Origin of the sequence: Kurthia sp. 11kri321, assembly GCF_001534765.1 — a bacterium.
GTDB classification, from domain to species: Bacteria; Bacillota; Bacilli; order Bacillales_A; family Planococcaceae; genus Kurthia; species Kurthia gibsonii.
Genome location: NZ_CP013217.1, coordinates 1064666 through 1081200 on the forward strand (window position 1 = coordinate 1064666; position 16535 = coordinate 1081200).

Annotated in this window: 15 protein-coding genes; 14 read left to right on the plus strand and 1 reads right to left on the minus strand. The window is 36.0% G+C overall.

What is annotated here, in order from left to right; translation table 11 throughout:
• Nucleotides 1-30: 30 nt before the first annotated feature.
• Nucleotides 31-729: a YfjL-like protein gene (locus ASO14_RS05440; RefSeq protein WP_068452545.1), complete on the plus strand. Its 699-nt coding sequence runs from the start codon at nt 31-33 to the stop codon at nt 727-729.
• A gap of 57 nt (nt 730-786) precedes the next feature.
• Here ASO14_RS05440 and rpsT read toward each other — a convergent pair whose 3' ends face one another.
• Entirely contained in the window at nt 787-1035 is a 249-nt protein-coding gene (rpsT, locus tag ASO14_RS05445) for a 30S ribosomal protein S20 (protein ID WP_068452547.1), read from the minus strand.
• A 305-nt stretch (nt 1036-1340) separates the two neighbouring features.
• On the opposite strand from rpsT, the gene lepA reads away from it, so the two are divergent.
• The 13 genes from lepA (at nt 1341) to ASO14_RS05505 (ending at nt 16471) form a co-directional block, all read left to right on the plus strand.
• Nucleotides 1341-3176: a translation elongation factor 4 gene (lepA, locus tag ASO14_RS05450; protein WP_068452550.1), complete on the plus strand. Its 1836-nt coding sequence runs from the start codon at nt 1341-1343 to the stop codon at nt 3174-3176.
• Nucleotides 3177-3251: 75 nt separating this feature from the next.
• Nucleotides 3252-3566 (plus strand): hypothetical protein, encoded by a 315-nt coding sequence (locus ASO14_RS05455; RefSeq protein WP_068452553.1) that lies wholly within the window; start codon nt 3252-3254, stop codon nt 3564-3566.
• Nucleotides 3567-4201: 635 nt separating this feature from the next.
• Nucleotides 4202-4369 (plus strand): hypothetical protein, encoded by a 168-nt coding sequence (locus tag ASO14_RS14965; RefSeq protein ID WP_156422335.1) that lies wholly within the window; start codon nt 4202-4204, stop codon nt 4367-4369.
• 209 nt (nt 4370-4578) lie between these two features.
• Nucleotides 4579-5721, plus strand: coding sequence for a radical SAM family heme chaperone HemW (gene hemW, locus ASO14_RS05460; RefSeq protein ID WP_068452556.1), 1143 nt, complete (start codon nt 4579-4581; stop codon nt 5719-5721).
• Nucleotides 5722-5814: 93 nt separating this feature from the next.
• On the plus strand, nt 5815-6837 hold the full coding sequence (gene hrcA / locus ASO14_RS05465; RefSeq protein WP_068452559.1) for a heat-inducible transcriptional repressor HrcA: 1023 nt from the start codon (nt 5815-5817) through the stop codon (nt 6835-6837).
• 27 nt (nt 6838-6864) lie between these two features.
• Nucleotides 6865-7437, plus strand: a complete 573-nt coding sequence (grpE, locus tag ASO14_RS05470; RefSeq protein ID WP_068452561.1) for a nucleotide exchange factor GrpE — start codon at nt 6865-6867, stop codon at nt 7435-7437.
• 64 nt (nt 7438-7501) lie between these two features.
• Nucleotides 7502-9331: a molecular chaperone DnaK gene (gene dnaK / locus ASO14_RS05475; protein WP_068452563.1), complete on the plus strand. Its 1830-nt coding sequence runs from the start codon at nt 7502-7504 to the stop codon at nt 9329-9331.
• 203 nt (nt 9332-9534) lie between these two features.
• Nucleotides 9535-10659 carry a molecular chaperone DnaJ gene (dnaJ, locus tag ASO14_RS05480; RefSeq protein ID WP_068452566.1) on the plus strand — a complete coding sequence of 375 codons (1125 nt, stop codon included), beginning with the start codon at nt 9535-9537 and terminating at the stop codon, nt 10657-10659.
• Between the two features lie 18 nt (nt 10660-10677).
• On the plus strand, nt 10678-11619 hold the full coding sequence (prmA, locus tag ASO14_RS05485; RefSeq protein WP_068452569.1) for a 50S ribosomal protein L11 methyltransferase: 942 nt from the start codon (nt 10678-10680) through the stop codon (nt 11617-11619).
• 11 nt (nt 11620-11630) lie between these two features.
• Nucleotides 11631-12368: a 16S rRNA (uracil(1498)-N(3))-methyltransferase gene (locus ASO14_RS05490; RefSeq protein WP_068452572.1), complete on the plus strand. Its 738-nt coding sequence runs from the start codon at nt 11631-11633 to the stop codon at nt 12366-12368.
• 125 nt (nt 12369-12493) lie between these two features.
• The gene (locus ASO14_RS05495; RefSeq protein ID WP_068452574.1) at nt 12494-13537 is read left to right on the plus strand and encodes a hypothetical protein; all 1044 of its coding nucleotides are present in this window, start codon (nt 12494-12496) and stop codon (nt 13535-13537) included.
• A 77-nt stretch (nt 13538-13614) separates the two neighbouring features.
• Nucleotides 13615-14964: a tRNA (N(6)-L-threonylcarbamoyladenosine(37)-C(2))-methylthiotransferase MtaB gene (mtaB, locus tag ASO14_RS05500; protein ID WP_068452578.1), complete on the plus strand. Its 1350-nt coding sequence runs from the start codon at nt 13615-13617 to the stop codon at nt 14962-14964.
• 91 nt (nt 14965-15055) lie between these two features.
• Entirely contained in the window at nt 15056-16471 is a 1416-nt protein-coding gene (locus ASO14_RS05505; protein ID WP_068452580.1) for an alanine/glycine:cation symporter family protein, read from the plus strand.
• Nucleotides 16472-16535 lie beyond the last annotated feature (64 nt).

Here is a 16535-nt window from a genome sequence, read left to right on the forward strand (position 1 = left end):
GTTAAAAGGTATAGAAGGGGGTAAAAAAAGATGAGTAAAGGATGGCGTGTAACATGGATTGTACTAGCAGTAGTTGTCGTCGGTTTATGGATTGTAAACTACTATACAAGTAATCCACTTGCAAAACATCGTGCAGCAATTGAATTAGAGACATACTTAAATAAAAATTACCCAAAAGAAGCTTTAGAGGTACAGGATGGAAAATATGAGCGGAAACGTGATATGTATGAGTTTACTGTGAAAAATCGTGATGATGCGAAACAAAAATATACGTTTCAAATTCAAAATGGACGTGGGTATGAAGTATTGAGTGATACATTAAAAGAACAGAGCTATGATCCACAACAAAGTAAAGAAGTATCTGTTCAAATGAGTAATGAGTTGCAACAAACGCTTGCAACGAAGGTTCCAAATGTTAAGCATGTTTCAGCTACTATTCGTACTAAAAAGGAGACCATTCAATTAAGTTCGAAAGAGGAACAGTTAGAAGAACCAGCTGTTATTGCGATTGATATCGATATGACGGGCATGTCGCGGGAAGATTTATATCAAATTGCGCGGGAAGTATATGAAGAACTGGCACGTGAGCAAGTTCATTATGAAAAAGTAACCATAGCAGGATATGAATTGAAAGGTGAAGTAAATCAAAAGAAATGGCATTATATCTATAAAATTCAATTTATGGAAAATCAACCACCTGTGAAAGAAGGAATCACACACACAATCTAAATTAAAAAAGGGCTGATGCGATAAGCATCAGCCCTTTAAATTCTACACAAGGTAGAATTAAGCTTTTTTCATTAAACGAGCTTTCGTACGAGAAGCAGCGTTTTTGTGGATTAAGCCTTTAGAAGCAGCTTTGTCTAGAGATTTAACTGCAGCTGATAATAATTCAGCAGCGTTTTCTTCTTTAGCGATTAAAGCAGCATCAGCTTTTCTCACAGCTGTACGCATTGCAGATTTGATTGCGATGTTACGAGCTTTAGCTTTTTCAGTCGTTTTAACACGTTTGATTGCAGATTTAATATTTGGCATGAAATTCACCTCCTATAAAGATTCGAGATGAGTAAATTCTCAACTGTGTCTGTATCTAATACAACAAGCATCATTATAGCAAACAAATACTCCTGAAATCAAGAGAGAAATGGAAAGAATATTTACTTGACAAGCTTTTTTTTACAAATTTTCTACATAAATTTAGAAAAAGAACCCGAACTAACTATTATTTTGAAATAACTTATAAATAAAAAACTTTATTTTCACAGTAGTTCACGAACTTTCATTGCCAATATAGCCTTTTGACTGATATAATTCAAATAGTTTAAATAGGAGTGGAATGCATGAATCGAGAAGAATTATTAAAAAGACAAGAACATATTCGAAATTTCTCTATTATTGCGCATATTGACCACGGTAAATCTACATTAGCTGACCGAATTTTAGAACAGACGCAAGCATTAACTGCGCGTGAAATGAAAAATCAGTTATTGGACTCAATGGATTTAGAACGTGAGCGCGGTATTACGATTAAATTGAATGCAGTACAATTAAATTATGTAGCAAAAGATGGCGAACAGTACACATTCCATCTAATTGATACACCTGGACACGTCGACTTCACATATGAAGTATCACGTAGTCTAGCAGCTTGTGAAGGCGCCATCTTAGTCGTGGACGCAGCACAGGGAATCGAAGCGCAAACATTAGCTAATGTTTATTTAGCGCTAGATAATGATTTAGAAATTTTACCTGTTATTAATAAGATTGATTTACCTTCTGCCGATCCAGAACGTGTACGTGGTGAGATTGAAGATGTAATCGGCTTAGATGCTTCAGAGGCTGTTTTAGCTTCTGCAAAAGCAGGTATTGGAATTGAAGAAATTTTAGAACAAATCGTTGAGAAAGTACCAGCGCCACAAGGTGATCCAGAAGCACCGCTACAAGCGCTAATTTTTGACTCTGTATATGATTCGTATCGTGGTGTTATTATCTCGATTCGTATTTCAGAAGGTACTGTAAAACCTGGTGATAAAATTCGTATGATGGCAACAAATGCTGAATTCGAAGTAATCGAAGTAGGTGTTCATACACCACATATGACGCCGCGTGATTTCTTAACAGTTGGTGATGTAGGCTATTTAACAGCTTCTATTAAAAATGTAGGAGATACACGTGTCGGTGATACGGTTACATCAGTTAAAAACCCTGCGTCAGCACCATTAGAAGGTTATCGTAAATTGAACCCGATGGTATATTGTGGTCTGTACCCAATTGATACAGCGAAATATGTTGATTTACGTGAAGCACTTGAAAAATTAGAGCTAAATGACTCAGCACTACAATACGAGCCTGAAACATCGCAAGCACTTGGTTTCGGTTTCCGTTGTGGTTTCTTAGGATTACTACACATGGAGATTATCCAAGAACGTATTGAACGTGAATTCAATATCGACTTAATTACAACAGCACCATCTGTAATTTATCATGTAAAGATGACAGACGGTACAGAAGTACAAGTAGCGAATCCATCTGAAATGCCAGATCCGCAAAAAATCATGTCAATTGAAGAGCCGTATGTAAAAGCAAGTATTATGGTTCCGAATGACTATGTAGGTGCAGTAATGGAGATTTGCCAACGTAAACGTGGTAACTTCTTAACAATGGATTATATTGATACAACGCGTGTAAATATTCTGTATGAACTACCATTATCTGAAATTGTTTATGACTTCTTCGATCAATTGAAGTCATCAACAAAAGGTTATGCGTCATTCGACTATGAATTGATTGGTTACAACCCATCAAAACTAGTGAAGATGGATATCTTACTAAATTCAGAACAAGTCGATGCACTAAGTTTCATCGTGCATAAAGACTTTGCTTACGATCGTGGTAAAGTCATCGTAGAAAAATTAAAAGAATTAATTCCACGTCAACAATTTGAAGTACCTGTTCAAGCGGCAGTAGGACAAAAAATTGTGGCACGTTCAACAATCAAAGCAATGCGTAAAAACGTATTAGCAAAATGTTACGGTGGAGATATCTCACGTAAACGTAAACTTCTTGAAAAACAAAAAGAAGGTAAAAAACGTATGAAACAAGTTGGATCGGTAGAAGTTCCACAAGAAGCATTCATGGCTGTATTGAAAATGGACGACGACCAACCGAAGAAATAAACTAAAACAGCGAACACCATTTCATATAAAATGGTGTTCGCTGTTTTTTTAAAAAAGAAGAAAGGTGAGGAGCTAATGAATAAAAATAAGTATCCGAAATGCCATATTTATGCCCAAAATAGTTGGCATGATGAAGCGTATATTATAGGGAACCGACAAGGATTAGAAAAGTTGAGAGATGCACTTACGCTAACATTAGAGAAGGGAAATACTAAAAATAATTTTTGGCCGAAAGATTTAGAAGGATATGACGTATTAATTGCTTGTGTGGAAGACGCGGAAATGAATGATTTGGAATTACCTTATAGTTCAGAGTTCTATGAACGCTTAGATGATGAAAAAGAGGCGCATACCGTTTTTAAAAAACCATATCATACATTAAAAGATTGAATGTGCATCTAATAATTAGAGAGAGCTACTAATTGTTAGATGTATTTTTTGATTTTTTTAAACTTTTTCACTGTCTATTTCGTCTAGTAAGCAGGTGAATTTCCAAATAAATAATAATTGAATTCATCTATTATTGTCGAATTGGAAATCAGACTATAGATATAGATGAAAATGTATTTTTACAGAAAGTGAAAATAGAGCTAGTTAAGATGTCTTTAGATGGAAAAATAAAGCAATATCTTTTTTACCAATTATCTTAATAAAAAAAGTTGGATGTTGCATAAAAAATAGTATGAAAATAAGATAGTACTAGAACTAAAAAAACAAAATCATTTTTTTGAAGAAAATGGTTTGAAAAAATGTAGCTAGGGTAAATATTTTATGCGGTAAAAGACGACGCTTATAGTAAAAATAATTTTACAAATTAAGACATAAAATGTTATTATTTATTTAAAGTACTTTACACTAATGATATAAAATTTGCATATTCTTAACGAAATGTCGACAAAAATACGCGAAATTCGACAAAAAATGTCGAATTATTCTTCGGCATATATACAGATAAGATAAAATCTGTTAAAATATATTTACACTATATACATAATGTAAAGGTAATTAAAGAGAGGTGGTTTACAATGAAAACACATGAAGATCAATTGGAATTGTTAGTTGCACGTGTAGAAAAGCGTCTGTCTGCATTAGAAACCAATGTATCGCATATGAAAAGTAAACTTGCCGAATTAAGTGAAATGCAAGAGGATTTAACTGGAATGGTATATGAAAGATATCACCAAGCGGTTTAGCTCCATTTTAAACAGATTCGTCAATGAGCTACAGGTGATAAGTAGAAAAATTCAAATAAAGAACTACCTGTAAACAGAGGAGAGGTCGTGTCAGTACATGATCTCTCTTTTTTTGTTTGTTCTTCATATAAAAGCAGGTGTTTACTGTATGTTTTTGTGTAAATCAGCTAAACTAAAAAAAGTGTTACATGTAGAGAGGAAGTTGAACTATGACGACAGGTGTATATATACACATTCCATTTTGTCATCAAATTTGTAATTATTGCGATTTTAATAAAGTATTCTTTAAAAATCAGCCAGTTGATGAATATATTGAAAGTCTAGGAAAGGAGATGGCATTAGCTGTTTCAAAAAATCCAGCTGCTTATAAAGAAATTCAAACGATTTTTTTAGGTGGTGGCACACCGACAGCGTTATCCGCTGAGCAGCTAGAACGTTTATTAACTTTAATTCAGACGCATATTCCAATGAAACACGTAATCGAGTTTTCAACAGAAGCAAATCCAGATGAGTTAACTATTGAAAAATTACGTGTATTAAAAGCATTCGGTATTAATCGTTTAAGTTTAGGTGTGCAGTCATTTGATACAGAACTTCTGAAAAAATTGGGTCGTACGCATGCACCTGAGCAAGTTATTGAAACTATTCGACAAGCAAAAGAAGTTGGATTTACGAATATTAGTATTGATTTAATGTATGGTCTTCCGGGGCAAACGATGGAACAATGGCAAAATACATTGAATCAAGCTTTTGCGCTCGACTTACCACATTATTCAGCCTATTCATTAATTGTGGAGCCAAAAACGATTTTCTTCAATTTAATGAACAAAGGTAAATTACCGTTACCGGGAGAAGATTCTGAAGCAGCAATGTATGCCTTATTAATGAAAGAAATGGAGAAGAGAGGTCTTCATCAATATGAAATTAGTAACTTTGGACGTACAGATTTTGAGTCGAAACATAACTTGATTTACTGGGATAACGATGAGTATGCAGGTTTTGGTGCAGGAGCAAGTGGCTATGTAAGTAGTACGCGCTATACGAATCATGGTCCTTTAAAAAAATATATGGACTGTATCGAAGCGGGCGAATTACCTATTCACCATGAACATGATGTGACTGAAAAAGAAAAAATAGAAGAAGAATTATTTTTAGGTCTTCGTAAAACAGCAGGAATCAATAAACAACATTTTTATGAACGATACGGAAAACAAGTGCATGATGTATTTGAAAAGCAAATCAATTCTTTAACTGAAGCAGGTCTTTTAATAGAAGATGAACAAGCGATTTACTTGTCACATCAAGGGAAATTCGTAGGGAATGAAGTGTTTCAAGAATTTTTAATAGATTAAGTGCTTTTCCGTTGACATAAAAAAAGAGTTTTGATAAATTAAGTATAGTGTTAGCACTCGATATGAGTGAGTGCTAAAAATGAGGTGATGATCATGCTAACCGATCGACAGTTGCAAATTCTTAAAGTAATCGTCGATGATTTCATTTCGTCTGGTCAGCCGATTGGTTCACGTCAAATTTCGAAACGTGAAGAAATATCATTTAGTTCTTCTACAATTCGAAACGAGATGGCTGATTTGGAGGAGTTAGGGTACTTAGAAAAGACCCATACTTCATCAGGTCGTATTCCATCGGAAAAAGGTTATAGATTCTACGTGGATCATTTGTTAAAACCTCAGGTTATTACGAACCATGATATGAAGGTGTTGCGCTCTGTTTTTTCAGAGAATGCCTATGAAACGGAACAAGTGATTCGTAAATCAGCCACTATTCTATCTGACCTAACAAATTATACTTCGATTATTTTAGGACCAGATGTACAGTTGCACAAAGTGAAGCGATTCTCAATTGTTCCGCTTAGTGCAAAAAATGCAGTAGCGATTATTGTGACGGATAACGGTCATGTGGAAAATCGAGTTGTCGATTTACCTGAGGGCCTACATCCAAGTGATTTTGAAAAAATGGTTAATATTTTGAATGAACGTTTAGTCGGTATTCCAATTGTTCAAATTCCATATTACCTAGAACGTGAAGTGTCAAACATTATTCGACAACACGTTGGGGCATATAATGGGCTTTTAAAGTCGATTTTTACGGGAATAGAACAACAGAGTGATAGCAAAATCTATTACGGTGGTAAGACGAATATGCTAAATCAACCTGAGTTTCATGATTTAGATAAGATTCGTATGCTTATGGAAATGATGGAAACCCAAAGTCAGATTCAAGCATTGTTACATCGTGATTCACCAGGAATTCAAATTCGAATTGGTTCAGAAAATGAACTGAATGCAGTAGAAGATTGTAGTATTATTACAGCGACCTACTCGACAAACGAAGAACAAGTTGGATCGATTGCTATTATCGGTCCGAAAAGAATGGATTACCAACGTGTCATTACGTTATTAGATCATATGAGCGGAGACTTATCAAAACTCATGCGTAGAGAATGGTAATGTGATGTGTATAAAGGAGGATTTACTGTGTCACAAGAAAAAGAACAAAAAGAACAAGTGACAGAAGAAGTTGTGGAAGAAACAGCTGAGCAAACAACTGAAGAAGTAGAAACAGTTGAAGCTGAAGCGGAAGCAACAGAAATTGCAGAAGTAAATGAAGTAGAAGAATTAGAGAAGAAGTTGCAAGATGAAGAAAATCGCTATTTACGATTGCGTGCTGATTTTGATAATTTCAAACGTCGTACGCAAACAGAGCGTGAGTCTGCAGCGAAGTATCGTTCACAAAGTCTACTAACTGATTTACTACCTGTGTTAGATAACTTTGAACGTGCGCTACAAGTAGAAGCGACAACAGAAGATGGTCAATCGATTAAAAAAGGAATCGAGATGGTTTATCGCTCTTTAGTAGAAGCGACTGCAAAAGAGGGGTTAGAAGTTATTGAAACAGTAGATCATCCATTTGATCCAAACGTCCATCAAGCTGTGATGCAAGAACAAGACGATTCAAAAGAAGCTGGTGTTGTATTACAAGAACTACAACGCGGGTATAAGTTGAAAGATCGCGTATTACGTCCAGCCATGGTAAAAGTGAACGAGTAATTCATTTTATTACAAATCGTATTAAGCGCATTTAGCGTTTATATATCTTAGGAGGAATTTTATTATGAGTAAAATTATTGGTATTGACTTAGGTACAACAAACTCTTGCGTATCGGTTCTTGAAGGTGGAGAACCAGTAGTAATCGCAAACAAAGAAGGCGCGCGTACAACTCCTTCAGTAGTCGCATTTAAAAACGGCGAACGTCAAGTTGGGGAAGTAGCAAAACGTCAATCAATTACAAATCCAAATACAATTATCTCAATCAAACGTCACATGGGTGAAGATTACAAAGTGACTGTAGAAGATAAAACATATACACCACAAGAAATTTCAGCAATGATTTTAACACACTTAAAAGAGTATGCTGAAGACTATCTTGGTGAAAAAGTAACAAAAGCTGTTATTACAGTTCCTGCTTACTTCAATGATGCACAACGTCAAGCAACAAAAGACGCTGGTAAAATCGCTGGTTTAGAAGTAGAACGTATCATTAACGAACCAACAGCTGCAGCATTAGCTTACGGTTTAGAGAAAATGGATGTAGACCAAAAAGTATTAGTATTTGACCTTGGTGGTGGTACATTCGACGTATCAATCCTTGAATTAGGTGATGGCGTATTTGAAGTACTAGCAACAGCTGGTGATAACAAACTAGGTGGAGATGACTTCGACGAAGCAATCATCGACTACTTAGTAGCAGAATTCAAAAAAGAAAACGGCATTGACTTATCAAAAGATAAAATGGCAATGCAACGTTTAAAAGATGCTGCTGAAAAAGCGAAAAAAGAACTTTCAGGTGTAACAACAGCACAAGTTTCACTGCCATTCATCACTGCAGGTGAAGCAGGTCCATTACACTTAGAAATGTCAATCTCACGTGCAAAATTCAACGAAATCACTGCTGATTTAGTAGAACGCACAATGATTCCAACTCGCCAAGCATTAAAAGATGCAGGCCTTTCAGCTTCTGAAATTGATCAAGTAATCTTAGTTGGTGGTTCAACTCGTATTCCAGCAGTACAAGAAGCAGTACAAAAAGCAACAGGCAAAGAGCCACACAAAGGCGTAAACCCAGATGAAGTAGTAGCAATGGGTGCAGCTGTACAAGGTGGCGTATTAACAGGTGATGTAGAAGACGTTGTATTACTAGACGTAACACCATTATCATTAGGTATTGAAACAATGGGTGGCGTATTCACGAAATTAATCGAGCGCAACACAACAATTCCAACATCTAAATCACAAACATTCTCAACAGCTGCAGATAACCAACCTGCTGTAGACATTCACGTATTACAAGGTGAGCGTCCAATGGCTGCTGATAACAAAACATTAGGTCGCTTCCAATTAACAGATATTCCAGCAGCACCACGTGGTATTCCACAAATCGAAGTAACATTCGATATCGATAAAAATGGTATTGTAACTGTTAAAGCGAAAGACTTAGGTACAAATAAAGAACAAAATATTGTGATTCAATCAGATTCTGGTCTATCTGAAGCAGATATCGAGCGTATGGTAAAAGAAGCTGAAGAAAATGCAGAAGCGGATAAAGCACGCAAAGAAGAAGCTGATTTACGTAACGAAGCAGATCAACTTGTATTCCAAACTGATAAAACATTAGCAGACCTTGGCGAACAAGTAACAGAAGACGAGAAAAAACCAGTAGAAGAAGCAAAAGAAGAATTAGCAAAAGCTATCGAAGCTGGCGAAATTGAAGGCATTAAAGCTGCAAAAGAAAAACTAGAAGGTTTATTACAACCACTTGTAATGAAAGTTTACGAACAAGCAGCAGCGGCTCAACAAGCTGCACAAGGTGGAGAAGCTGGCGGCGCTAAAGATGATGGTGTTGTAGATGCTGATTTCACTGAAGTAGACGACGATAAAAAATAATCGTTTTTATGAATGATGAAAAGTCAAAGACCAATCGTTCCTTAGTAACGTGAACATAACATGTACATTACGTCCGTTCACAGTGGTAGCTAAAGACCGTTATAGGGCTTTGGCTTTTCTTTTTCAAAAGAGAATTTCAGTTACATTCTAGGAAATAAGATGATACAATTGTATTTATGTGAAAAGAGCGGAGTTGAAAAAAAGTGGAAAAACGCGACTATTATGAAGTTTTAGGAATTGAAAAATCTGCAACAGCAGATGAAATAAAAAAAGCGTACCGTAAATTATCAAAGAAGTACCATCCAGATATTAATAAAGAGGCAGATGCAGATCAAAAATTTAAAGAGATCTCAGAAGCTTATGAAGTGCTAAGCGATCCACAAGCAAAAGCACGCTATGATCAATTTGGACATCAAGATCCAAACCAAGGCTTTGGCGGCGGTGGATTCGGAGGCGGCGGTTTCGGTGGTTTCGAAGATATCTTTAGTTCATTCTTTGGTGGTGGCGGAGGCGGTCGTAGACGCGATCCAAATGCACCACGTAAGGGCGATGATTTACAATATCGTATGACAATCAGCTTTGAAGAAGCTGTGTTTGGTGCGGAAAAAGAAGTTGAAATTACACATGACGAAACATGTGAAACATGTTCAGGTTCAGGTGCGAAACCAGGTTCTTCAAAAGAAACATGTACAAACTGTCATGGTTCAGGACAGATTGAAGAAGTAGTGAATACACCATTTGGTCAAATGGTAAATCGTCGTACATGTAATGTATGTCATGGTGAAGGTTCAATCATTAAAGAAAAATGTTCAACATGTCATGGTAAAGGTACAGTAAAACGTCGTAAAAAAATTAAAGTAACAATCCCAGCAGGTATCGATCACGGTCAACAAATTCGCGTAAGTGGACAAGGTGAAGCGGGTGTGAACGGTGGCCCAGCAGGCGATCTTTACATCGTATTTAGCGTGCGCCAATCAGACAAGTTCGAACGTGATGGCGATGATATTTACTACGAACTTAAAATCACATTTGCACAAGCTGCATTAGGTGACGAAATCGAAGTACCAACTGTACAAGGTAAAGTAAAAATGAAAATCCCAGCAGGTACACAATCAGGTGAGCGTTTCCGTCTGAAAGGTAAAGGGATTAAAAATGTTCAAGGTTATGGTACAGGGGACCAACATGTCATTGTTAAAGTTGTAACACCATCAAAAATGACCGAAAAACAAAAAGAATTACTACGTGAATTTGCAAGTATCTCAGGCGATATTCCAGAGGAACAAGGCAGTTCATTATTTGATAAAATTAAGAAAAAATTTAGAGACTAATATTGGAGTTGATTGTAAGTGAAATGGTCAGAATTCTCGATTCATACATCAAACGAAGCGGTGGATGCAATTTCAAACATCTTGCATGAAGCAGGTGCAAGTGGTGTAGTAATTGAAGATTCATTAGAATTAGAAAAAGTAAGAGAACAAGAATTTGGCGAAATTTATGCGCTAGATCCTGTAGATTTTCCAACAAAAGGGGTTATTATTAAAGCGTATTTACCACTTAACAGTTTCTTAGGAGAAACTGTTGAAGAAATTAAACTTGCAATCAACAACCTCGCTTCGTTTGATATTGATTTAGGTGAAAATAAAGTCTCAACATGTGAAGTAGATGAACAAGACTGGTCTACTTCTTGGAAAGAATATTATCATCCTGTCAAAATTTCAAATCGCTTTACGATTGTTCCAACATGGGAAGATTATCAACCTGTTGAAAGTGATGAATTAATTATTGAATTAGATCCAGGTATGGCATTTGGAACAGGTACACATCCAACGACAGTTATGAGTTTACAAGCGCTTGAGAAGCATGTAAATGATACGGTGAATGTTATTGATGTTGGTACAGGCTCAGGTGTTTTAGCGATTGGTGCAGCTTTATTAGGCGCAAAACATGTACATGCACTAGATTTAGATGAAGTAGCTGTACGTTCTGCAATTGAAAATGTAGAACTAAACCATGTATCAAGTCAAATTGATGTTGTGCAAGGTGATTTACTTGATACAGTGAAAGAACCAGCTGAAGTCGTTGTAGCGAATATTTTAGCTGAAATCATCTTAACGTTCGTAGAAGATGCCTACACAATTGTAAAACCAGGTGGAATTTACATTACATCGGGTATTATTGAAGGACGTAAAGAAGATGTGAAGCAAGCTCTAATTGAAGCCGGATTTGAAATTGATGAAGTAATGATGATGGAAGATTGGGTAACCATCGTTTCAAGAAAGCCAGTCTAAGAGGTGTAAATATGCAAAGGTACTTTGTAGAAGATGTATTCGAAGAAAATCAAATCACGTTATCAGGTGAGGATGCGAAACATATCGCAAAGGTCATGCGTATGCAGGTGGGCGACGAGATTATCGTCGTCCATTCGCGTGTAGCCGACCAATGTAAAATTGTAGAACTTGGCGATCAAACCGTAACTGTTGAAAAAATCGGACATCAAATTCCATCAAAAGAATTACCGATTCACGTGACAATCGCTTGTGGTCTACCTAAAGGAGACAAACTTGATTTAATCGTTCAAAAAGCAACGGAACTAGGCATGACAAAGCTTATTCCCTTTGAAGCTGCACGTTCGATTGTGAAGTGGGATCATAAAAAAGGCGAGAAAAAGCAACAACGCTTACAAAAAATTGCCAAAGAAGCAGCAGAACAATCGCATCGCTCTGTTGTACCGACAATTGAAGCACCTCTTTCTTTTAAACAGTTACTTGGACTTGCATCTACGTATGATGCAGTTCTTTTAGCAGATGAAGAACATGCAAAGAGTGAACAAAGAACTTCTTTAAAAGAGCGTTTAAAGGGTTTACAGGGGCTTCAAAATGTTTGTGTAGTATTTGGTCCAGAAGGTGGTATTGCGCGTGAAGAAGCAGCAGCGCTTCTAGAAGCAGGTGCTCATACCATTGCGCTAGGTCCACGTATTTTACGAGCAGAGACAGCACCTTTTTATATTTTATCTGCTATTTCATATGAATTTGAATAATGACGAAAGGGTCGCACAATGAAGTGTGACTCTTTTTTTGTGCAAAAATACAAAAAATTGACATATATATAATGATTATGTGTTTTTCTTTCATTTAAAATAAAAGAAAGGAAGGGTGTGGAGAGATGGAACAAGTTCAAAAAAGACCGATTTGGCTTCTTTTTTTCTTGATTGTTTTAAGTAGTAATGCTGTATTATATCAAACGCAATTAAGAAATATAGTACTAACAGAAGAAACGAAACAAGTTGTAGTAGGTTCGTTAATTGACTTAGTCATTGTATTACCTGCTTGTTGGATGTTGTATCAACGGAAATTAGCCATTAAAACGGCAATCTTTTTAGGAGCATTTGGCTGTTTATTAGCTCGCTTCTTAATACCAAATACTTATTTAGCACCATTTGAATGGTTTACAATTGTTGGTCTTAGTGCTGAAGTATTCCTATTGTTATTCGAACTTAGTTTAGTGTTAATTTGTATAAAGTATCTGCCGAACATGTTACGTGATATCAAGCAACAAAAGTTACCTATTCCTTTTTTAATCCAAAAATCAGCGCCATCAATCGCTCAAAAGTATACCATTGTGCAAGTGTTTTTAACGGAAATGCTTGTCGGTTACTACGCTATTTTTTCATGGAGACAACGAGCACGAGAGGGCATCACACTTCATAAAAAATCAGGTTATATCGCCATTCAATTAATGATGATTCATGGCATTGTAATTGAAACAATTGGGATTCATTGGTGGTTGCATGGTCAGTCGATGTGGCTATCACTCATTTTATTGGCATTTAACATATATTCTGTTTTATTTCTTTTAGCTGATTTACAAGCGACACGCCTGAATCCAATTTATCATACAAAAGACATGCTTTATCTTTCTTTAGGATTAATGAAGAAGGTAGAAGTGCCATTTCATCAGATTGATCAAATCAATATGTCAATCGGTGAAGTGTCTAAAAAACAAAAGAAGGAAATTTTTTATTTGGTTGCGAATGACTTCATTCAACCAGAGCCTGATTTTTATCTAATTTTGAAAGAGCCTGTTATAGCTACTTTATTTTTAGGGAAGAAAAAACAATATACAAAAATAGCGATTCGTTCTGATGATGCAAGACAATTACAAGAAATAATTGAACAAAGAATGAGTGGCGTGAATCAGTCACGTTAGTAGATTGAATAGCGAGAGTATGGTATCATAATGCCTATCGGTATTTTTTAGTGGATGTAATGAAAGGATGAAATAAAATGAGCAATAGTCTTTCAAAATCCGTAGCTTTCCATACATTAGGATGCAAAGTCAATCACTATGAAACAGAAGCTATTTGGCAATTATTTAAAGACGAAGGTTATGAAAGAAAAGATTTCGACCATCAAGCAGATGTATATGTTATTAATACATGTACCGTAACGAATACAGGCGATAAAAAGTCACGTCAAGTAATTCGTCGTGCGGTACGTCAAAATCCAGATGCAGTGATTTGTGTAACAGGTTGTTATGCACAAACATCACCAGCAGAAATTATGGCAATTCCAGGTGTTGATATTGTCGTAGGTACACAGGATCGTTCGAAAATGCTTGGTTATATTGAGCAATATCGTGCAGAGCGTAAACCAATTAATGCAGTACGTAATATTATGAAAAATCGTGTATATGAGGAATTAGATGTGCCTTATTTTACAGACCGTACACGTGCTTCTTTAAAAATTCAAGAGGGTTGTAATAACTTCTGTACGTTTTGTATTATTCCATGGGCGCGTGGTTTAATGCGTTCACGTGATCCGAAAGAAGTCATCAATCAAGCGCAACAATTAGTCGATGCAGGGTATTTAGAGATTGTGTTAACAGGTATTCATACAGGGGGTTATGGTCAAGATTTAAAAGATTATAACTTAGCGCAGTTATTACGTGATTTAGAAGCACAGGTAAAAGGCTTACGTCGCTTGCGTATTTCATCAATTGAAGCGTCTCAATTAACAGATGAAGTATTACAAGTATTAAAAGAATCAAAAGTCATTGTGAATCACTTACACATTCCAATTCAATCTGGTTCAGATACGGTTCTAAAAAGAATGCGTCGTAAATATACGATGGAATTTTTCGGTGAACGCTTAGATCGTTTGAAAGAGGTATTACCTGATTTAGCAATTACTTCAGATGTAATCGTAGGTTTCCCAGGTGAAACAGAAGAAGAATTTATGGAAACATATAATTTTATCGCTAAACATCAATTTGCGGAGTTACACGTATTCCCGTTCTCAAAACGTACAGGAACACCTGCAGCACGTATGGAAGACCAAGTGGATGAAGAAGTGAAAAATGAACGCGTTCATCGCTTATTAACATTAAATGATCAACTAGCAAAAGAATATGCTTCTCGTTTTGATGGAGAGTTACTAGAAGTGATTCCAGAAGATATCACATCAGAAGGTGAGCATGCAGGGATGCTTGTTGGGCATACAGCGAACTATTTAAAAGTTGTATTTGAAGGTACGCCAGATATGATTGGTAAAATGGTTCGTGTAAAAGTTACAAAACCAGGATATCCAAAGACAGAAGCACAATTTGTGCGCATTTTAGAAGAAGTCGAAATTTAACGAAAAAACTGTCTCTTTTAAAAGAGATGGTTTTTTTTACGTAATTGAGGTATAAAATAGAAGATGTACTTTTAAAAGGAGGAGTTTACAGTTGGATATTTTGAGCAATTGGATTGATCAGTTAAATGGATATTTGTATTCATATATACTCATCGTTCTACTATTATTTACAGGAATTTTCTTCACAGTTAAGTCAAAAGGGGTTCAATTTAGATTATTCCCTGAAATGTTTCGAGTATTAACAGATAAAGCGACAATCAGTGGTGGTAAAAAAGGTATTTCTTCATTCCAAGCATTCACGATTTCAGCTGCATCTCGTATTGGTACGGGGAATATTGCGGGTGTTGCGACAGCGATTGCAATCGGTGGTCCTGGTGCAGTATTTTGGATGTGGGTAATGGCATTAATCGGTGCCGGCTCATCATTCGTAGAAAGTACACTTGCGCAATTATACAAAGTAAAAGATGGTCATACGTTTCGTGGTGGTCCAGCCTATTACATTGAAAAAGGCCTAAAGAAACGTTGGTTAGGAATTATGTTTGCGATTGCGATTACGTTTTGTTATGGCTTTGTATTTAATGCAGTGCAAACGAATACAATTGCTGCTTCTTTCTCAACAAGTTTTGGAATTGATAAAGTATGGGTGGGTGTATTCGTAGCCGTTCTAACAGCAATCATCATTTTTGGTGGCGTACAACGTATTGCGAATGTAACACAAGTGATTGTGCCAATTATGGCCATTGCTTATATTTTAGTTGCACTTGTGGTTGTCGTGTTAAATATTACAGAAATTCCGAGTTTAATTACGTTAATTGTAAGTGATGCATTCTCATTACAATCAGGTATTGGTGGTTTAATTGGTGGAGCAATCATGCAAGGATTCAAGCGTGGTTTATTCTCGAATGAAGCAGGTCTTGGTTCTGCACCGAACGCAGCTGCAACAGCGAGTGTATCGCATCCAGTTAAACAAGGTTTAATTCAAACATTAGGTGTATTTGTTGATACGATTTTAGTATGTACAGCAACAGCGGTTATCGTACTATTAAGCGATGTTTACAAAACAGCTGGTGAAGATTCTCGAATTGATATTACACAACAATCTCTTGTAAATCAGCTTGGTGATTGGGTAGGTATTTTCTTAACGATTGCAATCTTCTTCTTTGCATTTAGTTCTGTAATTGGAAATTACTATTACGGTGAAACGAATTTAGAATTTATTAAAAACTCTAAAAAAATGATTTTCATTTACCGAATTGCAGTAATTGGTTTCTTAATTTTCGGAGCATATGCAAAAGTTGCGCTTGTTTGGAATTTAGCAGACCTATTCATGGCGATTATGGCACTTATTAACTTGACTGCGATTTTATTACTTTATAAAGTAGCTTTCCGACTATTAAGTCACTATACTGCTCAACGAAAAAAAGGCAAAGACCCTGTATTTTATGCATCAGATATGCCTGACTTAGATGAAATTGAATGTTGGGAAAAGACGAAAGAAAAAGAATAGTTTTTTACTTTACCTCTTAATCTTATAGTGTTAAAATATTCGATGATTGTAATATTAGGAGGAA

Bases quoted from the DNA above. Each gene is read 5' to 3' on its own strand.
- ASO14_RS05440 (WP_068452545.1), top strand. From the start codon at position 31: ATGAGTAAAGGATGGCGTGTAACATGGATTGTACTAGCAGTAGTTGTC.
- rpsT (WP_068452547.1), bottom strand. From the start codon at position 1,035: ATGCCAAATATTAAATCTGCAATCAAACGTGTTAAAACGACTGAAAAA.
- lepA (WP_068452550.1), top strand. From the start codon at position 1,341: ATGAATCGAGAAGAATTATTAAAAAGACAAGAACATATTCGAAATTTC.
- ASO14_RS05455 (WP_068452553.1), top strand. From the start codon at position 3,252: ATGAATAAAAATAAGTATCCGAAATGCCATATTTATGCCCAAAATAGT.
- ASO14_RS14965 (WP_156422335.1), top strand. From the start codon at position 4,202: ATGAAAACACATGAAGATCAATTGGAATTGTTAGTTGCACGTGTAGAA.
- hemW (WP_068452556.1), top strand. From the start codon at position 4,579: ATGACGACAGGTGTATATATACACATTCCATTTTGTCATCAAATTTGT.
- hrcA (WP_068452559.1), top strand. From the start codon at position 5,815: ATGCTAACCGATCGACAGTTGCAAATTCTTAAAGTAATCGTCGATGAT.
- dnaK (WP_068452563.1), top strand. From the start codon at position 7,502: ATGAGTAAAATTATTGGTATTGACTTAGGTACAACAAACTCTTGCGTA.
- ASO14_RS05490 (WP_068452572.1), top strand. From the start codon at position 11,631: ATGCAAAGGTACTTTGTAGAAGATGTATTCGAAGAAAATCAAATCACG.
- ASO14_RS05495 (WP_068452574.1), top strand. From the start codon at position 12,494: ATGGAACAAGTTCAAAAAAGACCGATTTGGCTTCTTTTTTTCTTGATT.
- mtaB (WP_068452578.1), top strand. From the start codon at position 13,615: ATGAGCAATAGTCTTTCAAAATCCGTAGCTTTCCATACATTAGGATGC.